The sequence below is a fragment of the Plesiocystis pacifica SIR-1 genome (genome assembly GCF_000170895.1).
GTDB lineage: Bacteria > Myxococcota_A > Polyangia > Nannocystales > Nannocystaceae > Plesiocystis > Plesiocystis pacifica.
Genome location: NZ_ABCS01000121.1, coordinates 1 through 17,555 on the forward strand (window position 1 = coordinate 1; position 17,555 = coordinate 17,555).

Here is a 17,555-nt window from a genome sequence, read left to right on the forward strand (position 1 = left end):
GCAATGCTCATGCCGCTCAGTCGTTGGGTGTCAAAATGAGCGGCATGAGCATTGCCCCGGGTACTGCTCGGATGTTCAAAGGCCGTGGGCACGCGCCCCAAAAGATGAAAAAACTAAGGGCTGGCTGTTCGAGGGGGCTCTCAATCGAAACTTTCGCGGAGCGCACTACATGAAATCGCATCGAACTCGGGTGATCGAGAAATAGGTGATCAGCACTCCACGGCGCGATCGGGTTTTAGCGCAGTCTTAGGGGTCTTTATAAGATAAATGCGAAAACAGACTACACAAAGTGGAAATGATGCTGCATAAGAAGGTCATGCCGACCCCGTTGAAGAAGGCCTATCAAGACGCACTTGCTGATCAGGGCAAGTTGGCCCTCACCATGATCGTTTCCCGAAACCCGAAGGCGCCGATTCAGGATCTCGCGCGTTTGGTGCAGGACAACCCCGAGCTGTCCGGCGTGACCCTCGGCGACCTGTTCGAGGCCGGCGGTGGCCGCAAGCGTGGAAAAGGCAAGACCAGCGGCGGAGGCTCCAAGGGCGGAGGCAAGCGCAACGTTCGGACCGAGGCTGGGCGCGAGGCCTTCGACGCCGAGGTCCTCGAGGCCCTCAAGGCCCTGGGCGGAGACACCATCGCCGCGACCGATCTCCGCGCCTCCCTCGGCGCCGACTCGACGCAGCTCCGCACCTCCCTCAATCGTTTGATTGAAAAGGGCCTGGTCACCTTCACGGGCAAGGCCCGCGGCACTCGCTACTCGCTGGCGAGCTGAGCTCGCTTCGCTAGCTAGCGAGGGCGTCGATCAGCTCTGGATCAAAGGCCCAGGCGAGCTCTGGGCCCTGCTCCAGGGGACGCTCGCGCAATTCAGCCACGGCTCCGAGGAAGCGCTCTCGGGGCCAGTGGCAGCCGCCGAAGCGCTCGAGGTGGTGGGTGTGGACCTGGCAGTCGATCAGTCCGCAGCCCCAGGTCTCGAGCTGGCGCACCAGATGGACAAAGGCGACTTTCGAGGCGTCGGGGGCGAGTGAAAACATGGACTCGCCACAAAAGAGCGCCCCGACGCTGACGCCATAGATACCGCCGACGAGCTCCTCGTCGCGCCAGGCCTCGACGCTATGGGCATAGCCAAGGCGAGCGAGGCTCTCGTACGCGGCGATCATGTCGTCGGTGATCCAGGTCCCGTCCTGGCCCGGGCGCGGGACCTCGGCGCAGCGCCGGATGACCTCGGTGAAGGCCTGGTCGAAGGTGACCCGGTAGGGCCGGCGACGCAGGGCCTTGCGGAGGCTGCGGTTGACTCGCAGCTCCCGGGGCTCGAGCACGAAGCGCGGGTCGGGGGAGTGCCACAGCACCGGCAGGCCCTCGCTGTACCAGGGGAAGATGCCGCGGCGGTAGGCGTCGATGAGCCGCTCGCTGCGAAGATCGCCGCCGACGGCGACGAGGCCGCGCTCGTCCGCCTCCTCGGGGGGAGGCAAGCGCTGATTCCCTCGGATCAGGCGGACGGGCACCCGAGCGTTATAACCCGGTTGACTCTTTAGCCGTCGTGGACGACGCCACACCCTCCCTGCCCCACGTCCACGACTAGGAGCCGTCGTGGACGACGCCACACCCTCCCTGCCCCACGTCCACGACTAGGAGCCGTCGTGGACGACGCCACACCCTCCCTGCCCCACGTCCACGACTAGGAATCGTCGGGATTGGGCAGCCAGCGGGCCAGCCGAGAGTTCGGGCGGCGCTCTCGCGCGCGGGCGGCGAGGCGCCGGGGTAGCTCCTCGACGGCGAACAATGGGGCAAAGGCGGCGCCGCACAGCGGATAGGGAAAGACGATGGCCATGATCGCCACGACGCCGAGGTGGAAGGACCACATGCCGATGGACCAGATCCACGCGAGCCGGCGGTGCAGCAGGGCCAGGGGCGCGCCGAGCTCGAGGGCGACGCTGGCCCAGGCCAGGGGCGGGAACACGGCGGGATAGGTCGACAGCCACGCGCCGATCGGCGAGTGCATGTCACCGAGTTCAATCTTGCGCAGATTGTCCCAGGCGATGTGGGTCAGCAGGACCTCCCCGCCCAGCCAGGCGTGGCCGGCGTTGCGGAGCTTGGCCACTCCGGCGATCAGGTAGGCGAGCACGCCGACGGTGGCCATCAGCCGCGGGCCCCAGCCGTAGGCGGCGCTGTTGCCCTGGGCGCTCACGCCCGTTCGTTCACGCCTGGCGTCGAGGGACCAGGCGTCGCTGGCCGGCAGCACCGCGAGGATCAGCGCGTGCAAGACCACGAGGTTCTCGGTGTGGAAGACCATGCCCCAGGAGTTGCGGTAGGTGGTCAGCCACAGCAGGCCGAGGGCGAACAGGGGGCCGCTGACGCGGTAGCGGTGGCCGACCAGGGCCGCCGCGCCCACGCCCAGGGTCGCCAGGTAGACCAACAGCATCACCGCCCCGCCCGGGGGCGAGGCCAGCACGCTGAGCACGCCCACGGGCTCGAAGCGCGCGGCCGGGAAGCCGAGGTTGGCGTAGAGCAGGGGCGAGAGGGCGAGCAGCCAGGCCAGGGCGACGCCGGTGACGATCACCCGCAGCGTCGCCAGGCGCAGGGCGGGGGCCTCGGGGAACAGGGCGCGCTCCCAGACCGGGCGGGGGTCCGCGGGGCGCTCGGGCGTCGCGCTCATGCTCCGGGGGCCCCCTTCTCGCTACGCTCGACCACGCAGCTCGCCCGCCGCTTGACACCCAGGGGGTCGCGCCCGTCGGGCTCGGCGAAGTAGGTCAGCGGGTTGAATTTGAGGCTCTGGACCTCGACGCGGACGATGTTGTCGTAGCGCGAGTCGTCGGCGACGCGCTCGGCGACGTGGCGGCACAGCTCTTTGGCGCGCTTGCCCCGGATCGCCTTGCGGATCGTCTCCGCGGCCTGCATCACCTCGAGGTTGCCGACCTTGCTCGGCGGCATCGGCCAGGCCAGGTCGTCCGCGTCGACGCCGACGACCACGTGGATCCACCGGGTCTTGCGGACCGTCGAGAACATTGGATAGTTCGAGAGCGGGAAGGAGTCCTGGGGCGGGTCGCGGAACATCGGCCACAGCGTCGCGGCGATCACCGCGAGGCTGAACAACACGGCGGGCAGGCGCCGGAGCTCCCGGACGGGAGCGGCGGGGCTCGGCTCGTTCACTGGACCGGGTCCTGGGCCGGGTCCTGGGCGGGCGGGGCCGTCAGCCCGGGGAACTCGGGCTCCTCGGGCTCGCCGCGGGTGCGATCCATCTCGTGGCTCGGCGGGATGTGGTCCCAGATCAGCGCCCCGCCGTGGCCGAGGGCCGCCCACGCGTGCTGGGTGTAGTCGATGCGGATCTCCGGCGCGCTCATGGACTCGGAGAAGCCGCCCACGGCGAGGTGCTTGGGGGTGCAGGCGAAGCAGGTCACGGGGTTCCACTGCTGGCGCAGGGCGAAGGCGATGATCGCCTTCATGTGCTCGACGTCCTCGCTGACGTCCTCGCCGCGGGCTTGCTTGATGGCCATGGACGCGGCCAGGCCCTCGCCGTAGCCGACCGTGGGCGTGTTGACCGGGGTCAGGATGTTGCCCAGGGAGTAGCCGCCGACGAATTCTTCAGCCACGCGGCTGTCGGGGCGCAGCGGGACCCGGGACTTGTAGGCCATGTAGTCGACGCAAAACTGCTCGTAGCCCTCGTTGCGGTGGTGGCCCAGGGAGGCCCGGGCGGCGAGGCAGTGCCAGTTCTCCTCGAGCCAAAAGAAGTCGCGGAGGAAGTTGTCCCAGTAGGGCCCCGCGTAGTAGTTCATCGCCGCCTCGGTGGCGTCGTGCAGGGTCTTGGTGTCGGGCAGGTCCATGGCCGCGGCGGCCTCGGGGTCCTCGATGCTCAATTTTTCGGCCAGGGTCAGGGTGAAGATGGCCTGGCCGCCGGCGTACATCGGCTCGGGCCCGTCGATGGGCTCCCCGGTGGCGACGTCGTACTTGGGGTAGAAGCTGCCGTCGGGGCGCTGCATGGCGAGCAGGTAGCGGACCAAGCCGGCGGCGAGGGTGTCGAAGCGATCGCCGACGTGCTCGCGGCAGGCGAAGTAGCTGATCCCCGGCAGGGCCGTCGAGCCCAGGTGGGCCTCGGTCTTGGTCTCGTTTTTGATCAGCGCGAGCAGCTTGGACCCGCCGACGGCGGCGTCGCCGTTCTCGGCGGCCCGGGCGTGCTTGGCCATGAACGCGAGGGAGCGGGTGGCGACGGTCCGGGTCTGGTGCTCGTCGGTGCCCAGCTCGCACATCACCAAGGTCGTGCCGGCCTGGCGCGGGAGGTTCCACGACTTGGTCCGTCGCTTGCCGGTGAAGGGGTCGAGGGTGTAGGTGAAGCGGCCGTTGGCCAGCTGGGCCTCGGCGATGTAGCGCTCGGCCCGGCGCTGGGCGAGGGCGAGGCGGTGCTGGCTCAGGGGCACCTCGCGCTCGTGCAGGCGCCGCAGCTCGCGGACCTCGGCGTCGTCGCTGATCACGATGCTGACGGTCTCGACGCGCAGCAGGCCCTCGATGCTGCCCCACTCCTCGGCGCCGTCGGGGGCGATCAGCGGCTGGTCGCGCTCTTCCTTCTTGCGCGTCTTGGGCCGGCGTCGCTCGCGATCCCAGATCAGCACCTCTTTGGGCACGGAGCCGCCGAGGGCCCGCTGCAGGCGCACCGGCGAGACCCCAAAGCGAAAGTCGGGGATCCACCCCACCGGCTCGTTGAAGATGAACTGGTTGGTGGCGGTGAGCTGCCAGGGCATCAGGCAGCGGTCGGCGTCGCAGATCCCGTCGAGGCCTGGGCGCAGGGCGACCATGTCGAGGACGAAGTTGCGGCTGCGCAGCAGGGCCATGCCCGAGAGCAGGTCGATCTTCATGGGCCCGGCCATGGCCTCGGCGCGCAGCTGCTCGGCGATGGCCTCGACGATGGCCTCGCGGGGCGCCTGCACGCAGCGCGAGGCCGGCTCGACCGGGGCCAGGCGCCAGCCCACGGCGCTGCGCCGCCGACGTTGGATGGTCTCCTCGCTCGCGGGCACGAAGTAGGTGAGCACCGCGTAGGCCTGGCCGGTGTCGACGGCGTCGTAGGCCGGGACGCAGGCGACGGGCTCGGTGGTCCACAGCGGCGGGAGCTTCAGCTTGGGCCGGGGGCCGTCGGGGTCGTTCTTGCGCGGCGCGCCCTCGAGGGGGATGGGCGGGAGCTCCTCCCAGGCCGGGATGGCGTCGGCGATCTGGTCGTAGACCCGCTGCTCCCCACCGCCGGGCAGGGGCAGGGGGGTGGCCTGGGCGGCCGAGGCGGTCTGCCAGGCGCCGCCGATCCACACGATGGCGAGGGCGGCCACGGAGCCCGCCGCGGCCCGGTTCCAGCGCGCGTCCCAGGTGGCCGCCAGGCCCCAGATCGACAGCGGCAAGGTCAGCAGCGCGGCCAGCCCGAGGACCGCGAGCACGGCCGCGCCGAGGCCCTTGCCCAGGTCGCCGTAGAGCCCCGCGAGGTAGCTCGCCGAGCTGGTCAGCTGCCAGCCCAGCCACAGCAGCAGGCCCAGGGCGAAGATCGAGGTCCCGCGCCAGATCCACGCGGTGAAGCGGGCGCGCGCGGCCGCGCTCAGGGCCGTGGCGAAGTGGCCGAAGGCCAGCGCGCCGCACACGATCGCGAAGGTCGACCACTGGGACCAGGGCAGCTTGGAGGCGGCCCAGGCGAAGATCAGCCCGTGGGTCAGGGCGAGCCCGGCCAGGGACCAGCGCGGACCTTGCCAGCTCCCGTCGCCTTGCGCGGGCGGCTTGGGAGGGGCGTCCTTGGGGGCGGTCGAGTCCGTGGGATCGGCCATGGGGCTGGAGCATAGCGGAGCCGCGCGGAGTACAGGGCCCTCGGGCGCTGACAGGGCGTGCTTTGGCGTGGCTGCCGAGGTGGTGTGGCGCGCGTGTCCCGTCCCTGTTAGCGTCGAGCCGTGAGCGGGTCTCCTGCCGTGCGCGCCACCTACCTGCGCAGCCTCCTCGCCCGCTGCGACGAGCTGGGGCCCGTCGGCGTCGAGGTCCGCGATCGCCTCGGCGACGCGCGCCAGACCAGCATCGAGTGCGCCGGGCCCCTGGTCTGGCTGCCCATCGAGGCCGACGTCGCGGTCCAGCGCGCCCTCGACGAGATCCTCGGCGCCGAGCAGGCGCGCAGCTTCATGATCTCGAGCCTGCGCGAGCTGTGGTCCGGCTCGGCGATCCAGCCCGTGGTGTTCGCGGCCACCGGCCTGTTCGGGCTCAACCCGGGCTCCTTCGCCAAGCTCGTCCCGCTGGCCTGGAGCTTGCTCTACCGCGACTGCGGGCGCTGGGTGGTCAGCGACTCCCAGCGCGTGGGCTCGCGGCGCGAGGTCGAGATGCAGCTCCTCGCCCTGCCCGAGCCCTGCGCGGTCGAGCCCGCGTGGCTGGCCGCGGTCGTCACCGTGCTCCATGGTCTGCTGGTGCTGTGCGACGTCGAGGGCGAGGTCGAGCTCGCCCAGCGCGATCCCAAGTCCGACCTGGCGAGCTTCAAGCTCAGCTGGGGCTGAGCTCTGTTTTGCCCCCACAGGGAGTTTGGGACCGGGGGCGCTTCGTCGCTGTCCGCTCCTCCGCTTTGGCTTGGTGGGCAATGGGGCTCGTGCCTATATGAGAGGGCATGTGGTCGCCCCCGCGAGCGGGGGCGTGGATTGTTGACAAGCTGGAGGGCGTGGCGTCGTCCACGACGTCTAAAACAGAAAGGGACTGTGGATTCATTCACAGTCCCTGACCTTGGGGGTAGAGTGGGGGCTCAGCCATGTGCAGGATCTTCGGCTTTCGATCGGTGATGCAGAGCCAGGTGCACCGCAGCCTGGTTAGCGCTGACAACGCGCTCATGCAGCAGAGCGAGCGCAACCCCGACGGCTGGGGCGTCGCCTACTTCCTCGGCGGAGCCCCCCACGTGGTCAAGAGCGTGTCCACGGCGGTGTCCGACGAGATGTTCCGCCGGGTGTCGGGCGTGGTGACCTCGGAGACCGTGCTCGCCCACGTGCGCAAGGCCACCCAGGGCCAGCTCAACATCCTCGACACCCACCCCTTCCAGTACGGCTCGTGGGTGTTCGTGCACAACGGCAACATCGCCGGCTTCGAGCAGATCCGCGAGAAGCTCCTCGAGCGCATCTCGCCGGTGATGCGCCGCTTCATCCTCGGCAACACCGACACCGAGGTCCTGTTCTACACGCTGCTGTCCAAGATGGCCGAGCGCTGCGACCTCGAGCGCCGCGGCTACCCCCTCGAGGACCTCGCCGCCGCCGCGCGCGAGACCGTCGACTCGATCTGCGAGCTCGCCGGGGACATCTGCACCGAGGACGGCGCGGACCCGGTGACCAACACCTTCTTGACCTTCGTGATCACCAACGGGCAGACCATGCTCGCCCACCAGGGCGGCAAGCCCCTGCAGTGCTCCACGCACAAGCAGCACTGCCCCGAGCGCGACTCGTGCCCCTACTTCGCGCCCGAGTGCGAGCGCAAGGTCGAGGGCGGCTTCGTCAGCCACCTGGTGTTCTCGAGCGAGCCGCTCATGGGCGACAACGTGTGGGAGCCGATGCAGCCGCGCCAGATGATCGGGGTCGACTGGCGCATGCAGATGCAGCGGTTCTAGCCTTGATGGAGGGCCTTCGCAGGGCCTCCCCCGCGCCCGGCAATGCCCGTTCCCGGGATCCCCCTCTCCCCCCGGCCGGTTCGGGGCTGCGCCGTTCCTAGGCCTTTGAATGGAAGGGCCTTTCGCCAGGCCCTGGACCCCGCCCCCGCCGGCAAAGCCCGTCCCGGGGTCCCCCTCCCCGGCGGTCGGGCTGCGCCCTTCTAGCCTTGATGGAGGGCCTTCGCAGGCCCTCCCCGGCGGTCGGGCTGCGCCCTCATGTCTCTCGGAGCGGCAGCTTGGGACGGAGGCTCACTGGCACAAGAAGTGGCCTTCGCAGTCCTGGCAGCTGCAGCCCTCGAAGTAGGGGTGGCACTCGCCGTTGTTGGTGCAGTCGTCGTTGCCCATGCAGTAGGGCTGGTCGGTGCAGTCGGGGCACAGGCAGTCCTCGTCGTCGGTGCACTGGCCGTTGTCGTTGCAGCCCTCGCACAGGCACAGCTCGGGATCCTGGACGCTGCACTGGTTGCCGAGGTTGTCGCAGACGAAGTCCGGATCGTTCATCATCCCGCCGTCCTCGGTGGTCTCGGTGGTCTCGGTCTCGGTCTCGCCGCCGTCGGTGGTCGTGTCCGTCATGTTCCCGCCGTCGGTGGTCGTGTCCCCGCCGTCCTCGGTGGTCGTGCCGCCGTCCTCGGTGGGGTTGCCGTCGGTGGTGTCGGGCCCGGGCACGCAGGTGCCCCCGTCGCACACCAGGCCCGGGTCACAGCCGCCGCCTTGGGTGCAGGGGCAGCCCTCCGAGCCGACGACGCACTCGCCCTCGGTGGAGGTGCCCTCGGTGCTCCCGCCTCCGCCGCTCTCTCCCGTGCTCCCGGCCTCGTCGGCGTTGCCGGTGCTGTCGCCCTCGGCGCTGCCGGTGCCCGTATCCGTGCCGCTGCCCCCACCGAGGCCGGTGCTGTCCACCTTGCACCCGAGCGCCGTCCCGACGACGAGGGTCAGCAGGCAGGTCAGCATCAGTCGGGGGCCAGCGGAGAATCCAAGCGAACGCATCACTGAGTGACTATCGCGAAAAATTCGGCGCTCGTGGTCGAGAACTGGGGATTGAGACCGAATTTTCCCCTCTCGCGGAGAGGGCGCGGTCGTTGCCGTTCCATGCTCAGGACTCGGGACCGCTCGCGTCCGGCTCGCTGAGCTCGTCGCCCAACAGGCGATCGAGGACGACCGCAGCCGTCAGGTCTCCGGTCACGTTCACGGCGGTCCGGCTCATGTCGAGGATGCGGTCGACCCCGAGGATCATCGCAATGCCCGCAGTCGGAATGCCGGCGCCCTCGAGCACCGAGGCGAGCACGACGATGCCGACGCCTGGCGTGGCCGGTGCGCCGATCGAGCCCGCGACCGCGGTCACGACCACGAGGGCGAGGGCGCCGGTGCCCAGCTCCACGCCGAAGGCCTGGGCCAGGAACAGGGTCGCCACGCCCTGGTAGAGGGCGGTGCCGTCCATGTTGATGGTCGAGCCCAGGGGGATCAAAAAGCGCGCGCTGGCCGGGCGGACGCCGAGCTTTTGCTCGGCGGTGTCCATGGACAAGGGCATGACCGCGGCCGAGCTCGAGGTCGAGAAGGCCAGCAGCTGCACCTCGCGCACGGCGCGGAGGAAGGTCCACGGGTGCACGCGCCCGACCACCACGACCAGGACCAGGTAGACGCCGACGAGGATCGCCAGCCCGGCGAGCACCGTGAGCACGTAGACGCCCATGCCCAGCAGGGTGTCGAGGCCGGTGGTCGCCGAGACCCGCGTCATCAGCCCAAACACGGCCACGGGGGCCAGCCGCATGCTCCACTTGACGACCGTCATGCAGACCTCCTGAATCGCGCCGAGCAGGTCGAACAGCGGCCGCGACTTGTCGTTGGGCATGGACACCAGGGCGACGCCGATGACGACGGCGAACAGGACGATCTGCAGGAGCTGGCCCTCGGCCATGGCGGCGATGGGGTTCTCGGGCAGCAGGCCGACGACGCGCTCGGGCAAGCTCGCGGCCTCCGTCGTTGCCTCGCTGGGGGCCGGGGCGAGCGCGGCCTCGGCCTTCAGGTCCAGGGTGTCGCCGGGACGGATCAGCAGCGCGACCCCGATGCCGAGGCCGATCGCCAGGGCGCTGGTGGATACGAAGTAGGCCGCCGCGCGCAGGCCGAGGGCGCGCAGCTGAGCCACGCTGTCGCTCGCGCCCAGGCCCCGGATGATCGACGCGAACACCAGGGCGATGACGATCATCTGGATCAGCGCCAGGAACAGCATGCCCGGGAGCGCGAGCCAGCTGACGATGGCCTCGGCGCGCTGCGGCGCGACCCAGCCGACCTCGGGCCCGAGCACGAAGCCCACGCCGACGCCCGCGACCATGGCGATCAAGACCTTGAGCCACAGGCGATCGGCGAGGAGCTCGTCGAGCTCGCTCACGAGGCGGTGGAGGGGCTCGATGGTCAGCTCGTGGAGTTCCTCGAACATCGCCCGTCATCGTCCACTCTCAGCGGCGCCGCGTCGGCCCGAGGGCGCGGCAATGCTTGCCGCCTGAGCCGGGAACCCCGCGCAAGGAATGGGTTTTGTTTGGCGGGCTCCGCGGGCGCCTGGCTCGAGCTGGCGACTCGAGAGAATGCGCTAAGCTGCGCCCATGACTTCCTTGAAATTCGGCTCCAGAGGGGCGCTGGTCCTCGCTCTGAGCGCCCTCGTCGCGTGTGAGGGCTCGGGCGACGAGAACGCGGACGAGATCGGGGACACCGCGGATTCGGACACGGAGACGGAGACGGAGACCGGGACCGAGACCGAAACGGAGACGGAGACGGAGACGGAGACCACCGAGGGCACTGCCGGCGAGCGCGTGGGCGACGACTGGTCCCTCGCGCCGGTCATCCAGCTCAACGACAACGGGGCCTGGTCGTGGTTCATGGACGAGCGCGTCGTCGTCCACGACGGGGTGCTCGTCGCCGGCTCCGTGCGTTCCCTCGGCGGCTTCTCCTCGACCATGGGCATGGAGGGCTGGGGCAACGTCGAGATCGGGACCTACGACATCGAGCTCGACGCCGTCGAAACGATCATCATGCACGAGCAGTTCGAGCAGGACGATCACAACAACCCGGCGTTCTTGCCGACCCTCGACGGGGGCCTGCTCGCGGTCTACTCCAAGCACGCCTCGGAGCGCGTGGTCTACATCCGGCGCAGCCCCGCTGGCGATCCCCTGGATTGGTCCGAGGCGATCGAGTTCACCTCGCCGGGCATGGACAAGGCCTTCCGCGGGGACAACGTCACCTACGCCAACGTGTTCCGCTGGCCCAGCCAGCGCATCTACAACTTCTACCGGGGCTACGACCACGACCCCAACTACATGTACTCGGACGACGACGGCCTGAGCTGGACCTACGGCGGGCGCTGGCTCGAGGGCTTCGACGGCTACAGCCCCTACCTCAAGTACGCCTACGACGGGGACGGCCGCCTGCACTTCATCGCGACCGAGGACCACCCGCGCAACTACGACACGAGCATCTACCACGGCTACCTCGAGGACGGGATGATCCACGACTCCTTCGGCGAGCCCCTGGCCGCGCTCAGCGAGGACCTCGAGGCGAACCTCGCGGTCTGGGACCTGACCCAGGTGTTCGAGGGCGACGAGGACCACGTGGCCTGGACCGTCGACATCGAGCTCGACGACGACGAGCAGCCCTACATCGCGTTCTCGGTCCAGCGCGACGGCGCCGGCTTGCCGCGCTACGAGGGCGGCTTTGACCTGCGCTACCACTACGGGCGCTTCGACGGGGACGAGTGGACGACCCAGGAGATCGCCTACGCGGGCACCCGGCTCTACGCCGGCGAGGACGACTACTCGGGCCTGGCCGCGCTGCACCCCGAGGACCCCGACACCGTCTACATCTCCTCGGACGTCAACCCGAGCACGGGCGAGCCGATGATCTCCGAGGCCGACGACGAGTCCCACTACGAGCTCTACCGGGCGACCAAGGTCGAGGGCGAGAGCCGGGACGAGCCGTGGGTGTGGAGCTGGGAGCCCGTGACCGCGAACTCGACCATGGACAACCTGCGCCCGATCATCCCCAAGTGGGACGACGATCGCACGGCGGTGGTGTGGATGCGCGGGAGCTACTCGAACAACCACGGCACCTGGGACTCGGACGTGGCGGCGATGATCGTCGAGCCGGACTAGGCTCGGTACCAGGCCAGGCTCACGGAGCTGGGGTCGAGCGCCACAGCTCCTCGGCGGCGTACTCGGGCCAGAGCCGCTCGAGGGGCAGCGGCCCGGGCTCGGGGAGCTCGCGGTAGCCGTAGGCCTCCATGGTCTTGCAGCGTTTGGGGCGCTTGGCCTTCAGGCGCAGGTCGCCGCCGACGAAGCTGGGCACGAGCGCGCCGCCGTCACAGCGGACCGGGGCCCGGGCGGGGCAGGTCTCGCCGTCTTCGAGCTCGGAGTCCTCGTGCAGGTACCAGACCAGGGGGAGCACGGCGCACTCGAGGCCCGCGCACAGGAGCAGGCGCTGGTCGACCTCGCCGCTTCGAAGCTCGCACTCGGCGTCGACCTTGTCTCGGATCCCCGACACGAGGCCGAACAGCTCCGGCGGCGCCGCAGCGTCGATGTCCCGCCAGCGCAGCGCGTCGATGGCCAGGGCCGCGGACTCTCCCGTCCCGGGCAGGCCCCCGTCGAACACGCGGGTGGCGACCACGGCCCGGGCCTGCTCGGCGTCCTGGACCACGGCGAACAGGAGCAGGTGGCTGCCGTCGGGGCGGTATTCGACGAGCTGCGCGTCCAGGCCCGGGGGGCCGGCGCCGGCGGGGGCCGTCAGCGCGTAGGCGCAGGCCTCCTCGTTGCCGTAGTCGCTGAAGGTCTTCCACAGCTCGTCGCGCCCCCGGGTCAGGATTCGCCCCGCGCAGATGTCCTCGGCCACGGCGGCGGCCGTCGCCTTGGCCGTGGGCTCGAGCTTGGCCTGGGGCTCGAACTCGGCGAGGGCTTCTCGGACCCGAGGGTCGTCGACGAAGGCCCGGGAGCGCTCGAAGGCGTAGCGGGCCCGCACGGGGTCGCGGGGCGGCAGGTCGGGCCTCGGCGCACGCAGGCCCACGTCGCGGGCGAGGACACCTCGGGCGTAGAGGCACTCGCCCAGGAGGCGCCGCCGCGCCTCGTCGGCGCCGGCGAGCTCGGCCTCGAGATCTCCGGGCCCGAGCCCAAATTTCTCGTGGGCGTCGGCGTAGAGCCGCCGCGCGCGGTCGACCTCGCCGGCCGCGATCGCGTCGAGGATGGGCGCGCACTCGGTCCTGGGCGGCTCGGGGGCCTCCGGCGCGCTCGCGGCTTCGTTGATGGGGGCGGGGGCGAACTCGGGGGGCGACTCGGGCGGCGGAGGCTCGGGATTTGGGGTGCAGGCGCAGAGCAGGGCGAGCCCCCAGCCCATACGGACGCGGGGAGCTCACGGGTGAGGGCTCTAGCGAGGTCGAGCACGAGGACACGATAGGCCGTCGAGGCCATCCGGGGCGAGCCAAACTCGCGCTGGGCAAGCCCTCGGACGCGGCTAAGCTTGCCCCGTGCGCTTTTGCAGCTGGTACACGGCCGAAGAGATCGCAGCCCGGGCGCCGGAGGGGCCCGGCGTGTTTCAGGTCCGCGTCGCCGAGCTGCTGCGCTACCCCAAGGGTCGCAGCGCGATGATCCACTACGGACACGGCGAGGCGCTGCGCGAGACGATGCAGGCGTGGGCCGAGGCGCGAGGCCCGGCCGATGCCCGCTACCGCCACGCCGAGGAGCTGGGCTCGCGCACGCCTGGCCAGGCGCTGGCGCGGATCGAGTCCCGCTTCGTCGACCGCTTCGGTGAGCGCCCGCGACCGGGGGAGGATTGAGCGGTGCTCGGTCTCCGAAGGCTGGGGACCTCCGTCCTGGCGCTCGCGCTCGTTCGTGCCGGGCGTCCGAGGATGGCGAGGGCGGCGAGGACGAGGTGAGCGCCGAGACGAGCACGGCGACGGACTCGACGACCACGGGCGGGGACACGGACACCAGCGAGGCTACGGAACACACGGGGAGCGAGCCCGAGCCGGGCTGGGTGGCGACCTGGGCCGCGTCGCCGACGGCCGCGAGCCCGCTCACCGCCCCGCCCGTCGAGCTCGCCGAGCAGAGCCTGCGCCAGGTCGCGCGCGTCAGCCTCGGCGGCGAGCTCGTGCGCGTGCGCCTGGCCAACACCTTCGGGGAGGAGGCCATCGCTGTCAGCGAGGCTCGCCTGGCGCTGTCTGGGGAAGGCTCGGCGATCGAGGCGAGCAGCGACCGCCCGCTGACCGTCGAGGGGGCGGCGAGCTTCGTCCTCCCGGCCGGGCAGATCGTCGTCACCGACCCCGTCGAGCTCGAGGTGGCCGCGCTCGGGGACCTGAGCGTCAGCCTCTACTTCGCCGAGTCCGTCGTGACCACCACGGTCCACGCCGAGGCCGCGCAGACGAGCTGGCTGAGCGCGGGCAACCTCAGCGCCGACGCGACCTGGCCCGGGGACGCGGCGACCACGACGAGCTCCTACTGGCTCAACGGCGTCGAGGTGCTCGCCACGCTCGGGGAAGGCTCCGGAGCCGTCGTCGCCCTCGGGGACTCGCTGACCGACGGCAGCGGCTCGACCGTCGACGGCAACGGGCGCTGGCCCAACCGCCTCGCCGAGCGCTTCCAGGCCAAGCCCTCGACCGCGGACCTCGCCGTGGTCAACGCGGGCATCGGCGGCAACTGTGTGCTGCGCGACTTCATCGGCCCCAAGGCCCTCGACCGCTTCGAGCGCGACGTCCTCGACCAGCCCGGCGTGGCCTGGGTCATCGTGTTCGAGGGCATCAACGACATCGGGGTGGGCTCCGTGCTGAACCAGCTGCCGACCCCGGAGGCGCTCGTCGACGGCTACCTCGAGCTCATCGACGAGGCCCACGCCCGCGGGCTGGTCGTCCACGGGGCCACGCTCTTGCCCTACGAGGGCGCGGACTACTACACCGAGGACGGCGAGGCGGTGCGCCAGGCGGTCAACGAGTGGATCCGGACCAGCGGGGCCTTCGACGCCGTGCACGACTTCGACGCGGTGATCCGCGACCCGGGTCAGCCGACCCGCGTGCTCCCGGACTACGACGTGGGCGATCACCTGCACCTCAACGACGCGGGCTATGCCGCGCTCGGGGACTCGATCGACCTGACGCTGTTTGAGTGAGTCGGGAGAGCGTGCCCACCGGCCGCGGACTTTTTTCGCTGCCGCTGCAAATCGAGCTGAGCTGGCGACACTACTGGGGCATGTCGACACCCGCCCTGCTGGTACTAACTTTGGTCTTCGGGCGCGAGGCCGAACAGCCAGTCGGCGTGGGCCCGGGGGGTGTGGCAAGCGATGCAGTAGTCGACCGCGCCCTGGTCCGCGATGGTCCCGTCGATGTTGGCGTTGCCCCACCACCAGTCGCCGTGCTCGGGGTCGTAGCCCTCGGGGCCCTTGAACATGATCGTCATGCCCACGGGCGCCGCCTCGGCGTCGAGGTGCTCCTTGACGATCAGCGTCCCCGCGGGGAAGGGCTCGACGGGGGTCTCGGCGTCGGCGGGGTCGATGGCCCGGAAGGCGGCCTCGTGGGCCTGGGGGACCCAGATGTTGACGGTGTCCGCGAGGCCGTGCTGGCTGGCCTCGGAGCTCGCGTTGACCTGGACGAAGGTGGCGTAGCCGAGGGCCTCGGAGACGACCGCCTCGGCGTCGACGCCTTCGTCGCCCGCGTCCTCGGTCTCCGACCCGTCGCTGGCTTCGCCGGCTTCGTCCTCGGCGTTGGAGTCATCGCTGCAAGCCGCGAGCGAACAGGCCATGCCGGCCAGGGCTGCGAGCATCGCCAACCGTCGAGAGTGCGTTCCCATGTCTCCGATAGTCTGAGGGAGGGCGTGGAGTTACACGGGCCGGGCGCGCTCGAGCACGCCAGCCTCGACCAGCCGGGCCGTGGCGGCGCGGAGCGCCCGCGCGTCGAGCTGGGCTGCAGCCTGGGCCAGCGGGGCGGGGAGCTCGGCGTCCTGGCGCTCGGCGAGGACGATCAGCTCGGCCAGGTCGGGTCGGCGCCAGCGCAAGCCCGCGGCCCGGCGCAGGGCTCCGGGGGCGCAGCTGCGGTAGACCAGGGTGGTCGAGGGCTTCGCGTCAGGCAAGGGCGCGTCGGCGTCCTGGCGCAGGGCGGCGAGCAGCTCGGGCATGGGGTGGGTGTAGAGGCGCACGAACAGGCGGCGCTCGAAGCCGTCGCGGTCGCCGAGGGCCTCGAGCTCGTCGGCCTCGGGGGCCATGCTCGCGGCGAAGCGGCAAAAGGTGTAGTCGGCGAACTCTTCGAACACCGGCGAGAGCTCGAGCTCGGCCCGGCGCTCGGCGAGGTAGGCCGGGAGCTGCTCGCCGAGCCAGTTGGGGTCCCGGGCCGCGCTGGGGTGCGCGCGCACGAAGCCCTCGACGAGCTCCGGCCACAGCCCCGGGCGCTCGCGCTCGAGCAGCAGGCGCAGGTGCAAGAACAGCTCGCCGAGGATCTTGGCGGCGTTGCGGCGCACGAGCTCGCGGTAAAAGGCGAGGTTGTCCGTGCCGCTGGGCGAGGACGCGACGGCGGCCTCGAAGGCCTCGACGGATCGTTCGCCAAACAAGAACGCGCCCGCGTGCTCGAAGAAGTTGGCGAGCTGAGGATCCTCGACGGCGGTCACGCGCTGGCCTCCGCCGCGGCCGAGCGCGCGGCGCGGACCTCCCGCCAGATCGCCCGGGCCCGGTCGGCCTCGTCGAGCACGACGTCGAGGGCCGGCACGGCGGTGTCCCACTCGATCAGCGTGGGGATGGGTCCGGCGAGCGCGAGGGCCTCGCGGTAGAGCGCCCAGACGGCGTCGCACACCGGCGCGCCGTGGTGATCGATGAGCCGAGGTCCCTCGCGGACGTGACCGGCGAGGTGGATCTGGCAGCTGCGCTCGACGGGCAGGCTGCGCAGGCTCTCGGACGCGTCCTCGTCGTGGTTCACGGCGTTGACGTAGATGTTGTTGACGTCGAGCAGCAAGAGGCAGTCGGCCTCTTCGACCACCGCGCGCACGAACTCGCCCTCGCCCATGCCGGCGCCGCCGGGCACGGGCATCTGGGCGTAGTAGCTGATGTTCTCGACGGCCACGGGGCGCTCGAGCTGGTCCGCGAGGGCGCGGATCCGCCGGGCGCAGTGGTGGACCGCGGCCTCGCAAAAGGGAATCGGCAGCAGGTCCTGGGAGGACCGGCCGCCGACGCTCACGAAGCACAGGTGGTCCGTGTAAAAGGGCGCGTCGAGGCGGTCGAGGAGACCCTTGAGCGCGCGGATGTAGCCCCGATCGAGGGGATCGGGGCCGCCGAGGGACATGGACACGCCGTGGGCCAGGATCGGCCAACGCTCGATGCAAGCGTCGAGCACCCGTCGGTCACGGCCGCCGCGCAGGGCCCCCGCGCCGACGAAGTTCTCCGGGCACAATTCGAGGAAGTCGAGCTCCCGCTCGCAGCGCGGGAGCTCGTCGAAGTGTCGACGGCGCAGGCCAATGCCCACGCCGCTGGGGCGAGTCGCCATGAGCCCTCGCCGGGATCAGCCCCCAGTGGTCGGGCAGCCGCCGTCGGTGGTGGTGGGGCAGCCGCCGTCGGTGGTGGTGGGGCAGCCGCCGTCGGTGGTGGTGGGGCAGCCGCCGTCGGTGGTGGTGGGGCAGCCGCCGTCGGTGGTGGTGGGGCAACCGCCATCAGTGGTGGTGGGGCAGCCGCCATCGGTGGTCGTCGGGCAGCCGCCATCGGTGGTGGTGGGGCAGCCGCCGTCGGTGGTGGTGGGGCAGCCGCCGTCGGTGGTCGTCGGGCAGCCGCCCTCGGACTCCTCGGTCGAGCTGTCTTCTTCGCCGCCGTCGTCCGAGGGGCAAGCGGGGAGCGCAATGACCAGGCCAGCGAGGGCCGCAGCTTCGAGTACGGAAGTTAGTCCTTTTTTCACGATGTCGTCTCCGGGCTTTCGCCCTGGCCGGCCAACGCCAGCCATTTT

At 70.8% G+C, this 17,555-nt stretch carries 17 protein-coding genes; 6 read left to right on the plus strand and 11 right to left on the minus strand.

Annotated elements, in window-relative coordinates; all coding sequences use genetic code 11:
- Window positions 1–382: 382 nt before the first annotated feature.
- Window positions 383–769, plus strand: a complete 387-nt coding sequence (locus tag PPSIR1_RS35960) for a winged helix DNA-binding protein (RefSeq protein ID WP_157596343.1) — start codon at window positions 383–385, stop codon at window positions 767–769.
- Between the two features lie 10 nt (window positions 770–779).
- On the opposite strand, the gene aat is transcribed toward PPSIR1_RS35960, so the two are convergent.
- The 4 genes from aat to PPSIR1_RS35980 form a co-directional block, all read right to left on the minus strand.
- On the minus strand, window positions 780–1,499 hold the full coding sequence (aat, locus tag PPSIR1_RS35965) for a leucyl/phenylalanyl-tRNA--protein transferase (RefSeq protein WP_006976189.1): 720 nt from the start codon (window positions 1,497–1,499) through the stop codon (window positions 780–782).
- A 173-nt stretch (window positions 1,500–1,672) separates the two neighbouring features.
- Window positions 1,673–2,650: an HTTM domain-containing protein gene (locus PPSIR1_RS35970; RefSeq protein ID WP_006976190.1), complete on the minus strand. Its 978-nt coding sequence runs from the start codon at window positions 2,648–2,650 to the stop codon at window positions 1,673–1,675.
- Complete coding sequence (locus PPSIR1_RS35975; RefSeq protein ID WP_006976191.1) at window positions 2,647–3,144, minus strand: hypothetical protein; 498 nt, start codon at window positions 3,142–3,144, stop codon at window positions 2,647–2,649. Before PPSIR1_RS35975 ends, PPSIR1_RS35970 begins: the two co-directional genes overlap by 4 nt.
- The gene (locus tag PPSIR1_RS35980; RefSeq protein WP_006976192.1) at window positions 3,141–5,786 is read right to left on the minus strand and encodes a hypothetical protein; all 2,646 of its coding nucleotides are present in this window, start codon (window positions 5,784–5,786) and stop codon (window positions 3,141–3,143) included. Before PPSIR1_RS35980 ends, PPSIR1_RS35975 begins: the two co-directional genes overlap by 4 nt.
- A 120-nt stretch (window positions 5,787–5,906) precedes the next feature.
- Here PPSIR1_RS35980 and PPSIR1_RS35985 point away from each other — a divergent pair, with 120 nt between their 5' ends.
- Together PPSIR1_RS35985 and PPSIR1_RS35990 are read left to right on the plus strand one after the other, a co-directional pair.
- Complete coding sequence (locus PPSIR1_RS35985) at window positions 5,907–6,494, plus strand: hypothetical protein (RefSeq protein WP_157596344.1); 588 nt, start codon at window positions 5,907–5,909, stop codon at window positions 6,492–6,494.
- 245 nt (window positions 6,495–6,739) lie between these two features.
- On the plus strand, window positions 6,740–7,582 hold the full coding sequence (locus tag PPSIR1_RS35990; protein WP_086001997.1) for a class II glutamine amidotransferase: 843 nt from the start codon (window positions 6,740–6,742) through the stop codon (window positions 7,580–7,582).
- A 288-nt stretch (window positions 7,583–7,870) separates the two neighbouring features.
- Here the strand turns inward: PPSIR1_RS35990 and PPSIR1_RS44810 are convergent, their stop codons facing one another.
- Together PPSIR1_RS44810 and PPSIR1_RS36000 are read right to left on the minus strand one after the other, a co-directional pair.
- Window positions 7,871–8,602 (minus strand): hypothetical protein, encoded by a 732-nt coding sequence (locus PPSIR1_RS44810; protein WP_157596345.1) that lies wholly within the window; start codon window positions 8,600–8,602, stop codon window positions 7,871–7,873.
- Window positions 8,603–8,708: 106 nt separating this feature from the next.
- Window positions 8,709–10,049 carry a dicarboxylate/amino acid:cation symporter gene (locus PPSIR1_RS36000; RefSeq protein ID WP_006976196.1) on the minus strand — a complete coding sequence of 447 codons (1,341 nt, stop codon included), beginning with the start codon at window positions 10,047–10,049 and terminating at the stop codon, window positions 8,709–8,711.
- 163 nt (window positions 10,050–10,212) lie between these two features.
- Between PPSIR1_RS36000 and PPSIR1_RS36005 the strand changes: the two genes are divergently transcribed.
- The gene (locus tag PPSIR1_RS36005; protein ID WP_045117439.1) at window positions 10,213–11,754 is read left to right on the plus strand and encodes a BNR-4 repeat-containing protein; all 1,542 of its coding nucleotides are present in this window, start codon (window positions 10,213–10,215) and stop codon (window positions 11,752–11,754) included.
- 19 nt (window positions 11,755–11,773) lie between these two features.
- On the opposite strand, the gene PPSIR1_RS36010 is transcribed toward PPSIR1_RS36005, so the two are convergent.
- Window positions 11,774–12,985, minus strand: a complete 1,212-nt coding sequence (locus PPSIR1_RS36010) for a hypothetical protein (protein ID WP_006976198.1) — start codon at window positions 12,983–12,985, stop codon at window positions 11,774–11,776.
- Window positions 12,986–13,115: 130 nt separating this feature from the next.
- On the opposite strand from PPSIR1_RS36010, the gene PPSIR1_RS36015 reads away from it, so the two are divergent.
- Window positions 13,116–13,424, plus strand: a complete 309-nt coding sequence (locus PPSIR1_RS36015; protein WP_006976199.1) for a hypothetical protein — start codon at window positions 13,116–13,118, stop codon at window positions 13,422–13,424.
- 95 nt (window positions 13,425–13,519) lie between these two features.
- The gene (locus PPSIR1_RS36020; protein WP_006976200.1) at window positions 13,520–14,749 is read left to right on the plus strand and encodes an SGNH/GDSL hydrolase family protein; all 1,230 of its coding nucleotides are present in this window, start codon (window positions 13,520–13,522) and stop codon (window positions 14,747–14,749) included.
- Window positions 14,750–14,853: 104 nt separating this feature from the next.
- Here the strand turns inward: PPSIR1_RS36020 and PPSIR1_RS36025 are convergent, their stop codons facing one another.
- The 4 genes from PPSIR1_RS36025 to PPSIR1_RS49770 are packed head-to-tail and all read right to left on the minus strand — an operon-like array spanning window position 14,854 to window position 17,552.
- Complete coding sequence (locus PPSIR1_RS36025) at window positions 14,854–15,399, minus strand: cytochrome P460 family protein (protein ID WP_006976201.1); 546 nt, start codon at window positions 15,397–15,399, stop codon at window positions 14,854–14,856.
- Between the two features lie 57 nt (window positions 15,400–15,456).
- A complete protein-coding gene (locus PPSIR1_RS36030; RefSeq protein ID WP_006976202.1) occupies window positions 15,457–16,236 on the minus strand; it encodes a DUF2063 domain-containing protein in 780 nt (259 codons plus the stop codon).
- Window positions 16,233–17,105 (minus strand): MbnB/TglH/ChrH family RiPP precursor modification enzyme, encoded by an 873-nt coding sequence (locus PPSIR1_RS36035; protein WP_045117440.1) that lies wholly within the window; start codon window positions 17,103–17,105, stop codon window positions 16,233–16,235. The genes PPSIR1_RS36030 and PPSIR1_RS36035 overlap by 4 nt, the downstream gene beginning before the upstream one ends.
- Window positions 17,106–17,120: 15 nt before the next feature.
- Entirely contained in the window at window positions 17,121–17,552 is a 432-nt protein-coding gene (locus PPSIR1_RS49770) for a hypothetical protein (RefSeq protein WP_006976204.1), read from the minus strand.
- Window positions 17,553–17,555 lie beyond the last annotated feature (3 nt).

Excerpts from the sequence above, each read along its gene's own strand:
- PPSIR1_RS35960 (WP_157596343.1), top strand. The coding sequence starts at position 383 with ATGATCGTTTCCCGAAACCCGAAGGCGCCGATTCAGGATCTCGCGCGT.
- PPSIR1_RS35970 (WP_006976190.1), bottom strand. The coding sequence starts at position 2,650 with ATGAGCGCGACGCCCGAGCGCCCCGCGGACCCCCGCCCGGTCTGGGAG.
- PPSIR1_RS35980 (WP_006976192.1), bottom strand. The coding sequence starts at position 5,786 with ATGGCCGATCCCACGGACTCGACCGCCCCCAAGGACGCCCCTCCCAAG.
- PPSIR1_RS35990 (WP_086001997.1), top strand. The coding sequence starts at position 6,740 with ATGTGCAGGATCTTCGGCTTTCGATCGGTGATGCAGAGCCAGGTGCAC.
- PPSIR1_RS44810 (WP_157596345.1), bottom strand. The coding sequence starts at position 8,602 with ATGCGTTCGCTTGGATTCTCCGCTGGCCCCCGACTGATGCTGACCTGC.
- PPSIR1_RS36000 (WP_006976196.1), bottom strand. The coding sequence starts at position 10,049 with ATGTTCGAGGAACTCCACGAGCTGACCATCGAGCCCCTCCACCGCCTC.
- PPSIR1_RS36005 (WP_045117439.1), top strand. The coding sequence starts at position 10,213 with ATGACTTCCTTGAAATTCGGCTCCAGAGGGGCGCTGGTCCTCGCTCTG.
- PPSIR1_RS36010 (WP_006976198.1), bottom strand. The coding sequence starts at position 12,985 with ATGGGCTGGGGGCTCGCCCTGCTCTGCGCCTGCACCCCAAATCCCGAG.
- PPSIR1_RS36025 (WP_006976201.1), bottom strand. The coding sequence starts at position 15,399 with ATGCTCGCAGCCCTGGCCGGCATGGCCTGTTCGCTCGCGGCTTGCAGC.
- PPSIR1_RS36035 (WP_045117440.1), bottom strand. The coding sequence starts at position 17,105 with ATGGCGACTCGCCCCAGCGGCGTGGGCATTGGCCTGCGCCGTCGACAC.
- PPSIR1_RS49770 (WP_006976204.1), bottom strand. The coding sequence starts at position 17,552 with ATGGCTGGCGTTGGCCGGCCAGGGCGAAAGCCCGGAGACGACATCGTG.